At 57.4% G+C, this 17,490-nt stretch carries 13 protein-coding genes, 1 tRNA gene, 2 pseudogenes and 1 other annotated feature; of the genes and pseudogenes, 8 read left to right on the top strand and 8 right to left on the bottom strand.

Annotated features, from left to right (window positions below):
- Positions 1 to 100: 100 nt before the first annotated feature.
- The 3 genes from ACWJJK_RS13495 to trxC all read left to right on the top strand — a co-directional run bounded on the left by ACWJJK_RS13495 (position 101) and on the right by trxC (position 2,682).
- A complete protein-coding gene (locus ACWJJK_RS13495; protein ID WP_077732326.1) occupies positions 101 to 1,801 on the top strand; it encodes an AMIN domain-containing protein in 1,701 nt (566 codons plus the stop codon).
- A gap of 128 nt (positions 1,802 to 1,929) precedes the next feature.
- Positions 1,930 to 2,238, top strand: coding sequence for a hypothetical protein (locus ACWJJK_RS13490; RefSeq protein ID WP_077732327.1), 309 nt, complete (start codon positions 1,930 to 1,932; stop codon positions 2,236 to 2,238).
- A gap of 24 nt (positions 2,239 to 2,262) precedes the next feature.
- Positions 2,263 to 2,682, top strand: a complete 420-nt coding sequence (gene trxC, locus ACWJJK_RS13485) for a thioredoxin TrxC (protein ID WP_077732328.1) — start codon at positions 2,263 to 2,265, stop codon at positions 2,680 to 2,682.
- Between the two features lie 78 nt (positions 2,683 to 2,760).
- Here trxC and ACWJJK_RS13480 read toward each other — a convergent pair whose 3' ends face one another.
- Together ACWJJK_RS13480 and glnK are read right to left on the bottom strand one after the other, a co-directional pair.
- Complete coding sequence (locus ACWJJK_RS13480) at positions 2,761 to 4,152, bottom strand: ammonium transporter (protein WP_077732329.1); 1,392 nt, start codon at positions 4,150 to 4,152, stop codon at positions 2,761 to 2,763.
- Positions 4,153 to 4,169: 17 nt separating this feature from the next.
- Positions 4,170 to 4,508: a P-II family nitrogen regulator gene (gene glnK / locus ACWJJK_RS13475; protein ID WP_077732330.1), complete on the bottom strand. Its 339-nt coding sequence runs from the start codon at positions 4,506 to 4,508 to the stop codon at positions 4,170 to 4,172.
- A gap of 279 nt (positions 4,509 to 4,787) precedes the next feature.
- On the opposite strand from glnK, the gene ACWJJK_RS13470 reads away from it, so the two are divergent.
- From ACWJJK_RS13470 to ACWJJK_RS13455, 4 genes are all read left to right on the top strand, one after another.
- Positions 4,788 to 5,039, top strand: a complete 252-nt coding sequence (locus tag ACWJJK_RS13470) for an accessory factor UbiK family protein (protein WP_156879438.1) — start codon at positions 4,788 to 4,790, stop codon at positions 5,037 to 5,039.
- 20 nt (positions 5,040 to 5,059) lie between these two features.
- The gene (locus ACWJJK_RS13465) at positions 5,060 to 6,577 is read left to right on the top strand and encodes a YifB family Mg chelatase-like AAA ATPase (protein WP_077732331.1); all 1,518 of its coding nucleotides are present in this window, start codon (positions 5,060 to 5,062) and stop codon (positions 6,575 to 6,577) included.
- The gene (gene rep / locus ACWJJK_RS13460) at positions 6,577 to 8,586 is read left to right on the top strand and encodes a DNA helicase Rep (RefSeq protein WP_156879439.1); all 2,010 of its coding nucleotides are present in this window, start codon (positions 6,577 to 6,579) and stop codon (positions 8,584 to 8,586) included. Before ACWJJK_RS13465 ends, rep begins: the two co-directional genes overlap by 1 nt.
- A 21-nt stretch (positions 8,587 to 8,607) precedes the next feature.
- Positions 8,608 to 8,684: transfer RNA gene (locus ACWJJK_RS13455), tRNA-Arg, on the top strand.
- A 223-nt stretch (positions 8,685 to 8,907) separates the two neighbouring features.
- On the opposite strand, the pseudogene ACWJJK_RS13450 reads toward ACWJJK_RS13455, so the two are convergent.
- A pseudogene (locus ACWJJK_RS13450) lies at positions 8,908 to 10,138 on the bottom strand (IS3 family transposase).
- Positions 9,742 to 9,860 (bottom strand) — a sequence feature (AL1L pseudoknot). (Overlaps the previous pseudogene by 119 nt.)
- 72 nt (positions 10,139 to 10,210) lie before the next feature.
- Complete coding sequence (locus tag ACWJJK_RS13445) at positions 10,211 to 11,890, bottom strand: hypothetical protein (RefSeq protein WP_143735287.1); 1,680 nt, start codon at positions 11,888 to 11,890, stop codon at positions 10,211 to 10,213.
- Between the two features lie 380 nt (positions 11,891 to 12,270).
- Here ACWJJK_RS13445 and ACWJJK_RS13440 point away from each other — a divergent pair, with 380 nt between their 5' ends.
- Complete coding sequence (locus ACWJJK_RS13440) at positions 12,271 to 12,576, top strand: hypothetical protein (RefSeq protein WP_077732335.1); 306 nt, start codon at positions 12,271 to 12,273, stop codon at positions 12,574 to 12,576.
- 678 nt (positions 12,577 to 13,254) lie between these two features.
- On the opposite strand, the pseudogene ACWJJK_RS13435 reads toward ACWJJK_RS13440, so the two are convergent.
- The 4 genes and pseudogenes from ACWJJK_RS13435 to ACWJJK_RS13420 form a co-directional block, all read right to left on the bottom strand.
- Positions 13,255 to 13,962 (bottom strand): annotated as a pseudogene (locus ACWJJK_RS13435) (IS6 family transposase).
- Positions 13,963 to 14,174: 212 nt separating this feature from the next.
- Positions 14,175 to 15,575: an efflux transporter outer membrane subunit gene (locus ACWJJK_RS13430; protein WP_156879440.1), complete on the bottom strand. Its 1,401-nt coding sequence runs from the start codon at positions 15,573 to 15,575 to the stop codon at positions 14,175 to 14,177.
- Complete coding sequence (locus ACWJJK_RS13425; RefSeq protein ID WP_086135632.1) at positions 15,572 to 15,856, bottom strand: hypothetical protein; 285 nt, start codon at positions 15,854 to 15,856, stop codon at positions 15,572 to 15,574. The genes ACWJJK_RS13430 and ACWJJK_RS13425 overlap by 4 nt, the downstream gene beginning before the upstream one ends.
- 524 nt (positions 15,857 to 16,380) lie before the next feature.
- Entirely contained in the window at positions 16,381 to 17,463 is a 1,083-nt protein-coding gene (locus ACWJJK_RS13420; RefSeq protein WP_347258242.1) for an aminotransferase class V-fold PLP-dependent enzyme, read from the bottom strand.
- Between the last annotated feature and the right edge of the window lie 27 nt (positions 17,464 to 17,490).

Raw genomic sequence — 17,490 nt, 5'->3', positions numbered from 1 at the left:
TACACGCATATCCTTCGAAAATAACTTGCCAAACCAGTCAAATTAAAGTACGTTCTGTTACGTCACAAAAATAAGACATGGACCCAGGGAGGGTACGTCAGTGCGTGTACTAGTTATTTCCTCGATTTTTGGGGTATTTCTAGTTTCCGACTGTTTGGGAGCGGAAATCACCGATATAAGGTATGGAGAGTCGGTCGATGCGCTTAGGCTCGAGATAACGGCTTCGGATTATGTCTCGGTGCAAGCTTCCTTTTTGGATGGCCCGGATCGCTTGGTTATCAAGTTTCCCGGCGGCCGAATCAGCAGAACACTTCCCCAACCTCCTCGGGATCATCCCCTGTTTTCGCGCGTAATCAGTGGTTCAGAAAGCGATGACGATTCGCGCCTGATCGTCGACTTAAAACAGCCCGCGACTTTTACCCAGTTTTGGGAGCCGGTTTCCTATGGGGCTTCGCCCAAGCTTCTGGTGGATTTTCCGAAGCCCGCATTGGCGGCGCGTGCGGGCCAAGCGCCGGGCGTTAAGAGTGCGGGAAAATCGAGAGCCGTTCTTGTGCCTCAAGGCAAAAAGGCTGCCGGTGACGCGGCGAAAGGCAGCGAAATCGAGCAGTTGCGGCGGGCCTTAGCCGAGCAGCAACGGATACTGGATCTTCAGAAGAAAGCGTTCGAGGATCAGCAACGAAAGCTTCAAACCCTGCAAAACCAGCTCGAACGTATAGCCGGCGGTGCGCCCGCCAAACAGACTGCAACAAACCCCGGTACGGCACAAGCAGCACGAATCAAGGACCAGCCTCCCGGTCCCGTCAAAGTTGCCGATAACCGACAGCCGGCTATGCCCAAGGGTCCGGTCGGACAAGCTCCGGAACCGGAGGCGAAGCCGAAGCCCCCGGAACTGCCCAGGATCTCGGAGACCGTAGGCGGCGTGTTGACGCCGAAGGGCCACCTGATTGTGGAGCCATCGCTGGAATACAACTACGCGAGCAACAATCGGGTTTTTCTTGACGCGTTTACGTTTGTTCCGGCCATTGCCATCGGATTGATCGATCTTAGAGAAATCGACCGGCATACGTTTATCGGTGCGATTACCGGCCGCTACGGCGTAACCGATCGCCTCGAAATCAGTGGCCGCGTACCTTTCCTTTACAGAGAGGACATGCAGCGATCGAGAGCTGTTTCAATCGGTGCCGGAGTGGATGAGACCTTCAATGCCGATGGATCCGGTTTGGGCGATATCGAGTTTACGGCACGGTATCAGTTTAATGGCGGAGCCAACGGTTGGCCGATATTCGTGGGAAATCTTGCAACTACCATTCCCACAGGAAAAAGTCCCTACGATGTGGACTATGTGCTGGCTCAGGGTGTGCCGGGCGCCCGCTTTCCGACAGAGCTCCCGACCGGCTCGGGTTACGTTAGTGTTCAGCCGAGTATTACGGCGCTCTACCCGACCGATCCGGCCGTGTTTTACGCAAATCTCAATTATGGCTACACCCTCGAGACTGATGAGGATGTCGGAACGATCGATCCCGGCGACTCGATAGGAGCAAGCTTCGGGTTGGGGTTCAGCATTAACGAACGATCATCCTTCAGCATCGGATACTCGCATAAGCACGTATTCGATACGGAAGTGGACGGAGAATCCGTTTCCGGATCGAGTTTGGATATCGGGGAGTTCCTTTTGGGGTATTCGTTCAAACTCACCAGAGACACCAGCCTAAATCTATCGGTAAGCATCGGAGCCACGGAAGATGCGCAGGACGTCAAGCTGACCTTGAGATTGCCGATGTCCTTTTCGCCTTTTAATTGACTTTCGTGAAACCGTTTCAAGCTTGAGCGTCGTATTCTTGCCGGTGAAGAAGGCGACCGGCGCCGGCATGCTGTACTTCATCCTGGACCTTTGTAGAATGGCCCTTTGACTGGGATCTGTGCATTGGCATGAAAAATAATGAACCGTATGTCGGAATACATAATGACCGCTACGGCGGTATGACGGATATCGGCCGCATCATTCGGGACGCCTGGGCATTCGGGCTGATTCCTGAATCCGAGACCTGTGAGGGATGGCAAGCGGGGGGCATCGAGAACTTGTGGGAAAAGGTTCAGCAAACCTGGGATCAGTACGGATTTTCGGTGCACAACTTTCCGGAGGAGCTTCTCCAGAAATATCTGCGCATTCAGGAGGAGGCGATTGCTCGGGCAAAAGCCTTGGGCTGGAACCCCGATCGCGATTTAGAAGACGAATAGCAGAAGCGGAATCGGAGTGAAGATATGCACATCGTCTGTCCTTTCTGCATGACCGTAAACCGCGTTTCGCCGGAGCGGATTAGAGATCGTCCGAAATGTGGGCGTTGCCGCCAAGAAATCCTTAACGGGCAGCCGGCAAATCTGACCGAGAGGGATTTCGAAACCTATATTGGAAGAAGTGATTTGCCTGTCGTAGTGGATTTTTGGGCGAGTTGGTGCGGACCGTGCAAAATGATGGCGCCGGTGCTCGATCAGTTGGCGAGCGAATTGGCTGGGCAAGTGTGTTTTGCCAAGGTCGACGTCGATTCGGAAAGCGCTCTTGCGGGACGATTCAATATTCGCAGCATTCCCACTCTATTGATGTTCGACGGCGGAAAAGAGGTCGATCGGGCGATGGGCGCAATGAATGCGGCCAATCTCCGGAATTGGATTTTGTCCCGTTGATCGGGCTCGAATCGCGCCGGTAGCAAAAAAGAGGGCGTCCGAAGACGCCCGCTATAGACATGACAAGAGGCTGCCAAATTAAAGATGGTAGGCGGTTTCTCCATGTTCGGTCGTATCGAGCCCTTGACGCTCGATCTCTTCCGTGACCCGAAGCCCTATCAGCATGTCCACGATCTTGTAGGCGATGAGAGAGACCACCCCTGACCAGATGACGACGGTTCCCACGCCCCAAGCCTGGCTGATGACCTGGGCCATCATGTCGTATTCGCCGACGGCATTGGCCACATAATCGTATACGCCGGCGCCTCCGAGGTCGGGAGAGGCGAATATGCCGGTTCCCAACGCGCCGATGATGCCGCCGATGCCATGAACCCCAAATACATCGAGCGAGTCGTCATAGCCCAAGATGTTTTTCAAGCTGGTCACCGCCCAGAAGCAGACGGCACCGGCAATCAGGCCGAGAACGATGCTGCCCATAGGACCAACGAAGCCGCAGGCCGGTGTGATGGCGACGAGCCCGGCGACTGCGCCCGACGCGGCACCCAACATGCTGGGCTTGCCTCGAGCGAGCCATTCGGCCGACATCCAGGCCAAGGTCGCTGCTGCGGTCGCGAGCAAGGTATTGGCGAAGACTAGCGCAGCGATGCCGTTGGCTTCCAGGTTCGATCCGACGTTGAAGCCGAACCAGCCGACCCAAAGCAGCGATGCGCCGATCATGGTCATCGTTACGCTATGAGGTGCGATAAATTCCTTCTTGTAGCCGATGCGCTTGCCGATCAATAGGCAGCCGATCAGTCCTGCTATGCCGGCGTTGATATGCACCACGGTACCGCCGGCGAAATCCAGTGCTCCCTTTTGAAAAAGAAAACCAGCCGTCGCGCCGGCGGCTTCGGCGGCGGCGGCATCCGTGTACGCATCCGGGCCTGCCCAAAACCAGACCATATGGGCCATCGGAAGATAGGAGAACGTGAACCACAAAACCATGAACAGCAGTACTGCGGAAAACTTCACGCGTTCGGCGAACGAGCCGACGATCAGTGCCGGGGTGATACCCGCGAAAGTTGCTTGGAATACGATATAGACGTATTCGGGAACATAGACGCCTTTGCTGAACGTACCGGCGAGCGATTCCGGCGTCACGCCCTTCAAGAACAGTTTACTGAACCCGCCGAAGAAGGCGTTTCCCTCCGTAAACGCAATGCTGTAGCCGTATATCGCCCATAACAGCGCCATTAGCGAGAAAATCACGAACACCTGCATGAGAACGGACAGCGTGTTCTTGGCGCGGACCATGCCACTGTAGAACAAGGCCAGCCCCGGAATGGTCATCAAAATAACCAATACGGTGGCTACGATCATCCAGGCGACGTCTCCTTTATCGGGGACCGGAGCGGGGGCTTCTTCGGCGAATGCAATTCCTGTGAAACACAGCGACATGAACAGGAAAAGGGCGATCTGGATTCGTTTCATGTTGTTTTTCTCCTTGATTAAAGGGCTTCCGCTCCGGTTTCACCGGTACGGATACGAATGACTTGCTCAAGGTCGAGCACAAAAATTTTGCCGTCGCCGATTTTTCCGGTATTGGCCGTTTTGGAGATGGCATCGATCACGGCTTCCAGTTGCTCGTCTGTTACCGCGACTTCGAGCTTGACCTTGGGCAGAAAATCGACGACGTATTCAGCGCCCCGGTACAATTCAGTATGTCCTTTCTGTCGGCCGAATCCTTTCACCTCGGTGACGGTGATGCCGGAAATGCCTACATCGGACAATGCCTCGCGGACGTCGTCCAATTTGAACGGTTTTAGAATCGCGGTCACAAATTTCATGCGAGAGTTCTCCTATAGAATGTGCGGACGCCGCCTTCGATTCGACGCTGAACCGGCGAAGCCCTGCTCAGTGTTGAGGCGTTCTTCGACCAAGAAGCAGGACCTGTGCCAAGCTTTATGTTGTGCGGTGGGCTTGGCAAAAAATGAAATTGTCAAGATGGCAGACGCTAAAAATGCACCATCACGGAGCGTCTGATTTGGCATGCACTCTGACGGTGCATATCGACGGGAGTGCGTCCGACTGGACGCTCACCGCGTTACTCGGCTATGCTTTTCGATATGTTTGATAAAACCACTCTAAACGATCTCGCTCGGCGCCTTGTCGAGGCAGTACCGTCCGACTTCCTCAAATTGCAGGACGATTTGGAAAAGAATTTCCGCGCAATCCTTCAAGCCTCGTTCGCCAAGATGAATTTGGTCAGCCGGGAAGAATTCGACGTGCAGACCGCCGTTCTCGCGAGAACGCGGGAGCAGTTGGAACGACTGGAAGCTCAAGTCGCCGAGCTGGAAAAGCAGATCGTCAATCGATAATTCGAACGGACGAGGAATTCATGTCCCTGGCCGTCGTTTTCACTCGGGGCAGGCAAGGTATCGCAGCGCCGTTAGTCACCGTCGAGGTGCATATTTCCAACGGTTTACCAAGCCTTTCCATCGTCGGCCTTCCGGAAACCGCGGTGAAAGAAAGCAAGGATCGGGTCAGGGGCGCGCTTCTGAACTGTCAGTTCGAATTTCCCCTCCAGCGAATCACCGTGAACATGGCGCCCGCCGACATTCCGAAAGAAGGCGGCCGATTCGATCTCGCGATCGCGCTGGGCATCTTGGCGGCGTCGGGACAAATCAGGAGCGATGCTCTCCGGGAGATCGAGTGCGTAGGTGAGCTTTCTCTGGGCGGGGAATTGCGCCCCGTCAGCGGGGTATTGCCGGTCGCGATTCAGGCGAAGCATGCGGGGCGTACGTTAATCGCGCCGAAGGAAAACGCGGGCGAAGCGGCTCTTGCAGAGGGTGCGAAAATTCTCGCGGCACACCATCTTCTCGAGGTATGCGCTCATTTGAATGGCCAGCAACAGATCCCGTTCGAATCGAACGAGGGGGCATCGGTTGGCCTGGAGGAACTCGCCGATTTCGCGGACGTGCATGGGCATTATCACGCCAAGCGAGCCCTGGAAGTCGCCGCCGCCGGAAAACACAATCTGATAATGCTCGGACCTCCGGGAACCGGCAAATCCATGCTGGCGGCTCGATTTCCGAGTATTCTCCCGCCTTTGACCGACGACGAAGCGTTGGAAAGCGCAGCCATCGGATCGGTCAGCGATTTGCCTTTCGATCCGAGACGCTGGCGCATTCCTCCGTTCCGTTCGCCGCATCATACGGCTTCGGCCCCTGCTTTGGTGGGCGGCGGCGGCAATCCCAAGCCGGGAGAAGTCTCCCTGGCTCATAACGGCGTGCTTTTTCTCGACGAGTTACCGGAGTTCGACCGCAAGGTGCTCGAGGTTTTGAGGGAACCGTTGGAGACGGGCTGTATCACGATTTCCCGTGCTGCGCGCCAGGTCGATTTCCCGGCCCGGTTTCAGCTCATCGCCGCGATGAATCCGTGTCCGTGCGGCTATTTGGGCGACGCCTCCGGACGCTGCCGCTGCACGTCGGAGCAGGTTCAGCGTTATCGCGCGCGGATTTCCGGACCTTTGCTCGACCGCATCGACATACACATAGAAGTGCCGCGCGTTTCTAAAGAAATGTTGCGTCATGGCGCGCCCGGCGGAGAGCAGAAGAGCGCCGACATTCGCCGGCGGGTGATCGCGGCTCGGGAAGTGGCTCTGCAGAGGACCGGAAAGCCGAATGCCTCGATGGCGCCTCAAGAAGTCAAGCATTACTGCCAATTGACCGACGATGGACACCGACTGCTCGAGCAGGCCACCGAAAAGCTCGGATTGTCGCATCGCGCCTATCACCGCATTCTGAAACTCGCTCGCACCATCGCCGATCTCGCCGGCGAGGACAAAATCGCCGTTCCGCATCTCAGCGAAGCCATTGGCTTCCGGCGGCTCGACCGTATCTCTTCGGCCGTTTGATGGTCTCTCAACTGAATCCGCAGCAGCTCGCTGCCGTGACCACTTTGGATTGTCCCTTGCTCGTTCTTGCGGGGGCGGGCAGCGGCAAAACGCGGGTGATCACCGAGAAAATCGCGTATTTGGTCAAGCACGGCACCCCGGCGAAGCACATCGCCGCTCTAACCTTTACCAATAAGGCGGCGCGGGAGATGAAGAGCCGCGTCGGCAAGCTGCTTTCCGACAAGGATTTGCGCGGCCTGACGGTGTCCACCTTCCATTCGCTGGGCCTCGAAATCTTGCGCGAGGAGCACGGCGCGCTCGGCCTCAAGAAAAATATCTCCATTTTTGACGAGCACGATCGCCTGGCGCTGACCAAGGAACTCATCAAGCACGGCTCGGAAAGCTGGGATATCGACGAGGCGGAAAACTATATCTGGCGCATCGGCCGGTGGAAGAATTTGTTCGTGACCCCCGAGCGGGCTATCGCGGAAGGGCAGGGCGATGCACAGCCCGCGGCGCAGCTTTATGCCGAATATGTCCGGCACATGAAGTCCTACAACGCCGTCGACTTCGACGACCTGATTCTCCTTCCGGTGCTCCTGTTTCACGAGCATGCGGACATCCTCGACAAGTGGCGCAACCGGATACGCTATTTATTGGTCGATGAGTACCAGGACACCAATCTGACCCAGTACGAATTGGTTAAGTTGCTGACCGGCAAAGTCGGCCGTTTTACCGTGGTCGGCGACGACGATCAGTCGATTTACGCGTGGCGCGGGGCGCAACCTGAAAATCTTGCCCAGCTACAGCGCGATTTTCCGCGGCTCAAGGTCATAAAACTGGAGCAGAACTACCGTTCGACCGGACGGATCCTGAAGGTCGCCAACAAGCTCATCGCCAACAACCCCCACGTATTCGAAAAGCGCCTGTGGAGTGCGCTGGGATACGGCGATCCGCTGCGCGTGCTCACGCACAAGGAAGAAGTCGCCGAAGCGCGGCAGGTCGCCTCCGACCTGCTGCATCACAAGTTCCGCCACGGCACGCGTTTTCAGGACTACGCGATCCTGTATCGCAGCAACCACCAGTCGCGGCTCTTCGAGCGCGCGTTGCGGGAGCACGCCATACCTTATTTCATCAGCGGCGGAATGTCTTTCTTCGGCTATGCCGAGATCAAGGACATCATGGCCTATCTGCGATTGCTGGTGAATCCGGACGACGATGCGGCGTTCCTGCGCGTGGTCAACGTTCCACGCCGGGAGATCGGGCCGACAACCCTGGAAAAACTCGGCGCCTATGCCAACCGGCGCCACATCAGTCTGTTTTCGGCCTGCTTCGAATTCGGGCTTCAGCAGTCTCTCGGCGAGACGGCGATCCAGCGCCTGCGCCACTTCGCCGAATGGATTACCGATGTCGCCGAGCGCGCCCAGCGCGGCGACACCTTCGCCGTGATCGACGATTTCATCGTCAAGATCGGGTATGAAAACTGGCTGAGGGAGACCAGCAACAGCGAAGACGCCGCCCGCCGCAGGATGGGACAGGTACGCGAACTGATCGATTGGCTCAAACGCATCGCCAAGGACGACGAAAAAGAAAAGAGTCTCGCGGAAGTCGTTTCCCGAATTCTGCTGCTCGACGTTCTGGAGCGCAGCCAGGAAGAAAACGCCGGCGACCGTGTCAACCTGATGACGCTGCACGCGGCGAAAGGATTGGAGTTCCCGTACGTCTATCTGGTCGGAATGGAGGAAAATCTATTGCCGCACCAGACCAGCATCGAAGAAAACACGATCGAAGAAGAACGCCGCCTGGCCTACGTAGGCATCACCCGCGCGCAGAAGCATCTGACTTTAAGTTATTGCACGCATCGCAAACGCCACGGCGAAATCGTGGATTGCGAGCCCAGCCGTTTTCTGAACGAACTGCCGGAAGAAGAGCTCGAATGGCCGGAACGGCGCGCGCTCGATCCCGAACAGAAAAAAGAACGGGCCATGGACAGCTTTGCCGCCGTCCGAAGTCTATTAAACCGATCCTGATTCCTGTAAAATGCGCGGCATGCGCCCGTAGCTCAGTTGGATAGAGCGTTGGCCTCCGGAGCCAAAGGTCGGACGTTCGAGTCGTCTCGGGCGCGCCATTTGAAACAAGAACTTAATGTAGTTCTTGCTCTCCTCAGAACCCTTCTCGTTCACATTTTGTTCACACTGAACATTGAGAGAGGTTCTGCATGGCCACACTCCGAAAGCTTCCAAGCGGTTCCTGGAATATCCAAGTACGCCGCAAGGGAGAGCCCCCCATCACCAAGACCTTTAAGACTAAAGTGAACCGCCCCGGGAATCGTGGAGGCTCGTTGGTTTAAGTCAGGTCTGCGAGGCAGCCTGATTGGCTAGTTGCCGATAATAGTTTGCCTCAGCTTCTGCTGGCGGGATATAGCCGATGGGTTCGAGTAGCCTGGAGTGGTTGAACCAGGACACCCGTTCGAGAGTGGCCAATTCGACGGCTTCCCGTGTCTTCCAGGGCGCCCGCCGGTGGATCAACTCGGCTTTGTACAGCCCGTTGATCGTTTCGGCTTGAGCATTTTCATCTCGCTCGTACGGCAAAACAGGCCTGGCAGGAGTCGTTGGCGCCTTCGGCTCGGGTGAATAGATTCAAGCATTCGTAGGTCGGCAATCCTTTGCCGACGAACCCGTTACCCCAACGGCACCGTCGGGAAGGGCGGCTTCGGCGCTCCCGAAGACGCCGTTTGCGATTGGAAGGGTCGCGACTAAAGCGACCGTTTGCGATTGGGAGGGATTCCCGACCTACGCGCGAGTGCCCGTACAGTAGGTATGAAAATGCTCTGTGGAGACATAGGTGACGTCCGACACCCAAAGCTGGTTGGGGCGCTCGGCCTCGAATTGCCGATTGACCCGGTCCAGCGGGCATGGCGCCTTGTTATCGCTAAGCGTGGTACGTACCACCTTGCCGCGGATGGCGCCACGCAGGCCCAGACGTCGCATGAGCCGCTCGACCGTACAGCGGGCCACCGCGATACCTTCCCGGTTTATTTGTCGCCAAACTTTGTCGGCACCGTAGACCTGCAGGATGGCCTGCCAGACGTGTTCGATATGTGGGATCAGGGTATCGTCGCGCTGGGCACGTGCACAACGCAGTGCGGGGTTGCGCTGCGGTGCAGCATAGCGCCTGTAGCCCGACGGGGCGATTTGCAAGACCTTGTGCAGATCGGCTCGACCCCGAAGCGCTCCCGATGCGCGTCGACGAAGGCCCTCGGGACTTGAGTCGGCGGTCGAGCTCCGCCTGGGCGAAAAACGCGCTAGCCAGCTTGAGGGTTCCATTGGCCTTGCGCAGTTCCTTCACTTTCCGCTCGAGTTCCTTGATGCGCTGCTGTTCAGCCGAGGTTAGACCGTCGCGTTGACCCGTGTCTCGTTCATGCCGGCGCACCCACTCCAGCAGTGTCTGGGGGGTACACCCAATCTTGCCCGCGATGGATTCAACAGCGGCCCATTGCGAGGGGTGCTCATTGCGGCACTCGAACACCAATCGAACCGCACGCTCGCGCACCTCGGGGGAAAACTTCGTAGACTTCCTCATGGCTCCATCTTCTCAAAGGTTGGAGCCTCCACCAAACCCGGGGCGGTTCATTGTCGGTAAGGCACTTCAAGATCAGTGAAGTAAAAGCTTTCCCCAGCGTACCCGATCGCGAACACATGGGGCCGGACCGAGATTCAACAACCGCCCCAATAGCGATTGATCTGCCGGCGTATCCGCATATTCGGCCTCGCAGCCTAACGAGAGCGAAAGAAAAGAGTTCCTCTTTCGATCCTGGTTTGAGTAGGGTCTGAAGGCGAATGTTGGATCAAAAGCGGGGAAATGGAAGGGCAGATTACCGGTACTGACCACAAGACTCGGCGGCACCAGCCGACGATTAAAAGCCGAAGAATCCGTAATGACAGCGCCGATCGGATCACCTTCCTTCCCGGCACCAAGTTTTTTCGCTGTGGCCCTGTCTCCAAACGGCACCTGAAGGAACCGCAAACTTGCAACCGGCAGGTCATTGGCAATCGCAAAATTTGCAAAGCCCAAGGCCGACCTGCCGCGATCCGCAACAAGGCAAAATCCGCCGGCGTTCGTGCTAGCCGCAGTCGAACCCTGAGCCGACGAACATCTCCTGTCGGTTGGCGCGCCGACAGTCGTGGAACGTGCCGTGCCGGCGGGGAGTTGATTGCGCCCGAACGTAGCCTGTACGTATTGCATACCCGCGATGGCTAAACTATTGGCTACCGAAAAACTCGCGGAATAGTCGGTACTGGGCGTCGCAAGGTCCGAAACCATACAGGCCCCGTCAGCATCTCCGATAGTCGCGGCCGAGCCGTCAACTGACTCGCACTTTTTGCCCCCAGGCCAAACGGTCCTGCGGAAATGTTGTGAGTGCGCTTGATCAAACGCAATTTGCAGAAATTGCACGCCGACCACGGGCAAGTCATTGGCTACCGTAAAATTCGCGAACAGATCGGCAGTCGACGAGCCGAGGTCCGATGCCATACAAAACCCTCCCGGATTTCCGGCCACAGCACGGGAGCCGTCGACCAACGTACATTCCGGACCCGTCGACGTCCCAGAACCCGAAAGTTCACCGGCTTCGCCAAGCATTTCGCGGTCGCCGAAGGTAACCTGAACGAAATTAAGGCTCGCTGCGGAGAGACTGTTCGCGACCGAAAGTTTCGCCATGTTCGCTGCGAGTTCGGTCAGGTCCGAACTCAGGCAAAACCCTCCGGCGGTAAACGCGGTCGAACCGCCTGCCGACGAGCATTCCGCAACCAAAGGGGTATTGTCATCCGCGGGAAGAAGCCGAGATCCGCTCAATGTGGGCCTGTTTTTGAAAGTCACCTGCAGAAACTGCAAGCGCTTTGCCGCCAGCTCGTTGGTGGCCGCAAAATTCGCCAGCTTGGCAAGCGAGGTGCCGATCTCCGAAGCCAGACAAAACCCTTCGGGGCCGGCGGCATTCGCACCGCCGGCAGACAGACATTCGGTGCGGGCCGGTGAAGCGATAACCGGGTTAATGGCGGAAACTGGCGTGCTGTGAATTGACCGCGCGCTCGCTGCGGCTGGAGGGCTGCTGGCAGCCGACATATTAGCGGAGCCGGCGGTCGGGATGCCCTGGCCGGAGTCGGGACAAAACTCTCCGGTATTCCAAGCATCCGTGCTCGAATCATCAATTGGAATACATCCCGTCAAATCCGTTGGTGTAGTCGAAACGGCGCTCGGAGTCGTTCCATATACGCTAATTGGAGCGAGAGCCAAATTGACTGCGATCGCACTACCCAACAATATCGTTTTTTCCATTATTGTGCTCCTAATCAATAGGAATCGGAGCGGGGCATGACCCTGAAAGGACTCCACTCCGTGTTATCCGCCCTCGTATAATAACCCTTTAATTGCTGAATCGATAAGCTGCCATAGCGGGTATCACGGTGCTGGGATATTTATTGCATTCGTTCGGGAAATTGTCCTGTCTCACTTCGAGATTATTTCCCTAAGGCCAGCCATTCAATTCTTCGTATGCTCCCCACCAACGGACTGTAGTCAGGAGGAATGGATATCTTCAAACTTTGGTCCGGGTATTTTTTTGCCCGGTTTATTTGAGTCGATTAAGGATGGGGTATTTCGCACCCTGAAGGGACCTATTACCCGCTCCAACTCGGCAATATTTAGGAGTAATCACAATGAGGAAAATGATGTTTTCAGTGAGTATGTTGGCAACCATGATGATCGCCGCTCCAGCTATCGCCAGTGATTTCCATGCGCTCGGTGAAATTAAGGGCGCTACCCCCCTTCAAGACCAAGTCTTGGCCACTGTGGAAGGCGGATCGACATGCGGCATCGGTGGTGCCTCGACCGGAGGTCAGCCAGACGGTGGTGTATGCTTGATATCTTTTATTTCGCATCCGACCGGCGCTTCTGTCGGATTTGCGGTTACTAACCAGTTACCCGTAACAGGCGCGAATTTCCTGCAAGTTACCGGGTTATAAGGTAAGCGTCTCGTGATGATATAGTCCCAAGCGGACAGCCTGGAAGATGGATGGCCGGTACCAGCCATCCATCCGACGGGTGGATGAATCCGAATATTACCCTGTATCTAGGCCCAATTAGCAGAGAACGAGGTATTAGGCTGTCTCTACAATATAGAGTGTTGGGACGTGTATCCGGGGATTTCCATTTGGGTATCGAGTTTTACCTGAGCTATTGCGCCGGCAGTAAAATCCCTCCAACAAAACCGGGGCTTATTGGGTGAACAACTCAAAGGCACCGTAAAGTCATGATCTGCCCAAGGCGGCTGTCTACAGGCCACCCAAGTTCCGAATGAAACGGTGTAAACTATTGTTTTCACGTTAGCAGGCTGGTGAAAAACTCTGCCGGTCGCACCTAATCAGGTAGTGTGGGACTGTGACCGGTTAAACTACCCGCTTTATTTTTTCGAGAACGACGATGCGCGGCAAAGATGTCACCCAAGGAGTCCTGTTTAGCTACGTGAACCGGGAAGACCGGGTTCCTCAAACGCATCCGTTGCGCCGGATGCGGCTGTTGGTGGATGGCATTCTGGCCTCGCTGTCGGACGAATTCGCGGCCCGCTACGCGCACACCGGGCGCCCGGCTCCGTTGCAAAAATGGTTTAAGCACGTTTCTGAGCCGTTCGGCCTGTCGCCGGGTCAGGCATACACGCTGAATAGCCGGTTGACGAAGCACGCCTCGGTTCCGCCACCGACGGCGTCGATCCAAAAGTCGAACTGGCGCTTCCGGAACATGCGCATCACCTCGAAGCCCTTGATCGTGGCATACGCCGTTCGCATCGACTGAAAGCCGAGGGTCGGCTTAATCAAGCGCTTCAGTTTACCGGGATCGGATTCAAGGCGATCATTCAGATATTTCACTTGCCGGTGGAGGCAGTCCGCCGGCAGCAAACCTTCCTTCTTCAGTTCGCGAATGGCTTCGCCGTAGGCCGGGTTCTTGTCGGTGTTGATCTTGCCTGGCCGGTAGTGCTTCGAGCGCCTCAGCGCCTTGGCCAGGAAACGCTTGGCGGCCTTGGCGTTTCGGATATCCGACAAGCAAAAGTCGAGGGTGCGGCCCTCTTTATCGATGGCGCGGAACAGGTATTTCCACACGCCGCGAACCTTGATGTAGGTCTCGTTCACACGCTAGCTCGAGCTCAGGCGGCTCTGATACCAGAGCGTACGCTTCTCCAATTCGGGCGCGTAGCGCTGCGCCCAGCGGTACAGCGTCGTATGATCGACGGCGATGCCACGTTCCGGCATCATTTCTTCCAGGTCGCGGTAGCTGATGCCGTACTTGCAATACCAGCGCACGCCCGGCAGGATCACTTCGGGCGCAAAGCGCCGCCACCGGAATACGGAATCCACGTTTGACCTCCTATGTTCAGTCCCTCGCGGCCATCCTCGCTCGACAACACAGTTTTTGCAACGGAGCCTGTTTTGTGCCGGTGCAATCGCGATTCGGCGTTTTGACAGGAGGTGGACCAAATCCTTCGACAGTTGGTAGGTACCAGATCCGCGTCGGTCTGGCCCACACTGCGTGGTGTGCAACATATGCCGTAGCGATAAAGTCTCCGCTTTCATACTTCCCCTCCCAGCGCCAAATAGAGATCGATCCGGTTGCTGAGCAATTGCCGCTTGACGGCGAGATGTGCGCTTTGCGCGTTCAGGGTGCTTCGGTAGCTGTCCAGCAGGGTCAGGATTTCGATGAAGCCGTGACGGTAGGAATAGACCGCCAGCTTTCGGCTTGCTTCGGTTTGTTCGACGGCTTCCTTGAGCGCCCGTTCTTCCTCCCTCAGCCATTCCTCCGCGGCGAGCGATTGTTCCACCTCGCGGAAGGCGTTGAGCGCCGTGTTTTTGTACAGATTGAGCGCTTCCTCCGCCAGAGCTTGGTTCAGCCGAATCTCTCCCTTGAGACGGCCGCCGGTGAAGAGCGGTTGCAGAAGACCTATCGCGACGTTCCAGACCGCCGCGCGGGGATCGACCAGTTCCGTCAAGGCCGGGCTGCGGGTGCCGCCGGTAGCGGTGAGGGCTAGGCGCGGCAGCAGCGCTTTTTGCGCGCTCTCCACCCGGAAATCGGCGGCGCGCAGGCGGTCGAAAGCGGCGATCAGGTCTGGGCGCCGTTCGAGCAGTTCCGAGGGAACCCCGGCCGACAGCGGCGCGGGCGGATCGGGCAAAGACGCCGTCGTCGCCAGATCGGCCGCCGGATAGCGCCCTAGCAAGACTTCCAGAAGGCGAGTAACGATTTGAACCCGGTTGCGCGCAGCCGCCAACTGGGCTTCCGCATTGGCCAGGTCGGTAAGGGCCAGCCGCAGATCGAGGCCGCGCGCCAGTCCCCGGGCGAAGCGGCCGCGCACCAGGTCGACAATGGTGCGCCTGTCCCGGATCGACCGCTCGGCAACCTCGGCTTGGAGCTTGGCCTCTGCCAGTTCGAAATAAGCCTGTGCCGTTCGTGCCGCCAGGGATAGGCGCGCGGCGTGGAAATCGGCTTCCGTCGCGGCAGCTTCCTGTTGGGACGCCTGCTGGAAAGCGCGTATCCGCCCCCAGACATCCACTTCCCAGTCCAGCGTGAACAAGGCTTCGAAGGCGCCGAATTCGGTCGAGCCGAAACCCGCGCTACGCACCTGAGCGCGTTCGTAGCTCGGCGCGAAGAAAAGCTGAGGCCAGCGTCCGGCGCCATCGATACGGGCTTGCTGCCGGGCGGCCTCCACACGGGCGGCCGCGGACTTCAGGTCGTAGTTGCTTGCCAAAGCCTCATGCACCAAGGCACTCAAAGTCGAATCGGCGAATGATTCGACCCAACGCTCGGAAACCGTTTTCTGAGGGCCTGACGTTGCCGTCCAGAATGAGGGAATCCCCGCTCCGACATTTTTCGCGTCCCGATCTGGCGCCGTTCCACACCCGGCCAGAAGCGAGAGGACTAAGGTCAAGAGGGTAACCGACAACCGGACCAGGTCGATCCTACCGATAGCAAAACTCATCGGCCGGCAAGATCGTCAGGGATATTTCGCGTGTAGAGTCGACGACTCGAGACGGTTTTGCTGGGCGAGCAGGGATAGACGGGGCGTGCGATGGTTTCACATTGCGCGACGTCAATACCCAAGTGCGTCGGCACCAGTAGGAGATCGCGATCAGCGGTATCCATCAGATTCTGAATCAGCCGATAAAGTCGCTCGAAACAAATCTCGAAATAACGCGCCGACGGAAATACCCGGAATTCCGAAGACATGCCTGCATCGCGAGTTTGCGACGTAAGTTTCATCCCCCCTTATCCTCTGCTTATGAATTCAACGGTCTATCAAGTTAAGACGGATCAGCCAGCGAAAACCCGCATCGTCGACGAAAAAAATGCCGGATTCGAAGTCAGGAAGGCGAGGTTGTGAGGCGAAAACAAGATCGGACAGATGAACCTGTCGGGAAAAATGCTGGAGTGCCTATGGCGGGAAGCTTGCAGTCCGGTGTTGACCGGACGCATTGGCGATTTGCGTCCTTGTATTCATCTATGATCAGGTTGAATCGTGCATGACAATCGGCTGAACCCGTCATCGAAATTTGCAAGCGAAGGTCCAAAAAACGTATGAAGCCGTCCGAAAAGCGGCTTTCGAAAATCCTTATCTCCGAGAAGAGAGCATCTGCGCGGCAGGCAATAGGGTCGCCCGTTTTTTCCGCGCAGTTCCGATCGCACTCGTCCGATGAGCTGGTTCTTGTGCAGCCAGTGCGTCTGTTCCAGCAGTCTAATCCCTTACGCCGAACCGTACTCCGTCGCCGACGCGATGACGCAATCGTTCAGAACCTTTCGATCCGATCCAGTGCCTGCGCCAGGGTCGCAACCGTACGCTCGATGTTTTGCAACTTGTCTAAGCCGAACAAACCCAGGCGGAAAGTCTTGAAATCGGGGCTTTCGCCGCATTGCAGCGGGACCCCGGCCGCGATTTGCAGACCGAGATCGGCGAATTTCTTGCCGGTTTTGATGGCGTCGTCGCTGGTGTAGCACACTACCACGCCGGGGGCGCCGAAGTCGGCCGCAGCGACCGATTTGATGCCGCGCTCGGCCAATATCCCACGCACCCGGCGACCGAGTTCCAGTTGCTCATCGCGCGCCTTGGCGAAGCCGTAGGCTTCAGTTTCGCGCATCACCTCGCGTAAAGCGCGCAGGCCATCGGTTGGCATGGTGGCATGGTAGGCGTGTCCGCCCTGTTCGTAGGCCTCCATGATTTGCAGCCATTTTTTGAGGTCAGCGGCAAAACTGGTGCTGGCGGTGTTCTCGATACGGTCGCGCGCCGCCGGGCTTAATACCACCAGCCCACAGCAGGGCGGGGCGCTCCAGTCTTTTTGCGGTGCGCTGATCAAGATGTCCACTCCGATTTGGCGCATATCGACCCAGACCGTGCCGGATGCGATGCAATCGAGCACGAACAGGCCGCCAACCGCGTGTACGGCATCCGCCACGGCGCGAAGATAGTCATCGGGCAGGATCATTCCCGCCGAAGTTTCCACATGCGGGGCGAACACGAGATCCGGCTTCTCGCGGCCGATCGCGGCAACGACTTCTTCGATCGGCGGCGGGGCGTAGGCGGGCTGCGGTCCGGACTCGACGGGGCGCGCCATCAGGACGGTGGATTCCGATGGGATGCCGCCCATCTCGAAGATTTGGGTCCAGCGATAGCTGAACCAGCCGTTGCGGATGACCAGACACTTCTTGCTCGTGGCGAACTGGCGCGCCACGGCCTCCATGGCAAAGGTTCCGGAGCCGGGCACGATGACGGCCGTGTGGCCGTTGTGCACAGTTTTCAGGATACGCGAGATGTCGCGCATGCTTTCCTGAAACACCTTCGACATGTGGTTGGTCGCACGGTCGGTGTAGACCACCGAGTACTCAAGCAGGCCATCCGGATC

The organism is Methylocaldum gracile (assembly GCF_053646815.1).
The sequence above is the reverse complement of the archived record's forward strand: the minus strand, read 5'-3'. Positions and strand labels throughout refer to the sequence as shown.

Excerpts from the sequence above, each read along its gene's own strand:
- ACWJJK_RS13490 (WP_077732327.1), top strand. The coding sequence starts at position 1,930 with ATGAAAAATAATGAACCGTATGTCGGAATACATAATGACCGCTACGGC.
- trxC (WP_077732328.1), top strand. The coding sequence starts at position 2,263 with ATGCACATCGTCTGTCCTTTCTGCATGACCGTAAACCGCGTTTCGCCG.
- ACWJJK_RS13480 (WP_077732329.1), bottom strand. The coding sequence starts at position 4,152 with ATGAAACGAATCCAGATCGCCCTTTTCCTGTTCATGTCGCTGTGTTTC.
- glnK (WP_077732330.1), bottom strand. The coding sequence starts at position 4,508 with ATGAAATTTGTGACCGCGATTCTAAAACCGTTCAAATTGGACGACGTC.
- ACWJJK_RS13470 (WP_156879438.1), top strand. The coding sequence starts at position 4,788 with ATGTTTGATAAAACCACTCTAAACGATCTCGCTCGGCGCCTTGTCGAG.
- ACWJJK_RS13465 (WP_077732331.1), top strand. The coding sequence starts at position 5,060 with ATGTCCCTGGCCGTCGTTTTCACTCGGGGCAGGCAAGGTATCGCAGCG.
- rep (WP_156879439.1), top strand. The coding sequence starts at position 6,577 with ATGGTCTCTCAACTGAATCCGCAGCAGCTCGCTGCCGTGACCACTTTG.
- ACWJJK_RS13445 (WP_143735287.1), bottom strand. The coding sequence starts at position 11,890 with ATGGAAAAAACGATATTGTTGGGTAGTGCGATCGCAGTCAATTTGGCT.
- ACWJJK_RS13440 (WP_077732335.1), top strand. The coding sequence starts at position 12,271 with ATGAGGAAAATGATGTTTTCAGTGAGTATGTTGGCAACCATGATGATC.
- ACWJJK_RS13430 (WP_156879440.1), bottom strand. The coding sequence starts at position 15,575 with ATGAGTTTTGCTATCGGTAGGATCGACCTGGTCCGGTTGTCGGTTACC.
- ACWJJK_RS13425 (WP_086135632.1), bottom strand. The coding sequence starts at position 15,856 with ATGAAACTTACGTCGCAAACTCGCGATGCAGGCATGTCTTCGGAATTC.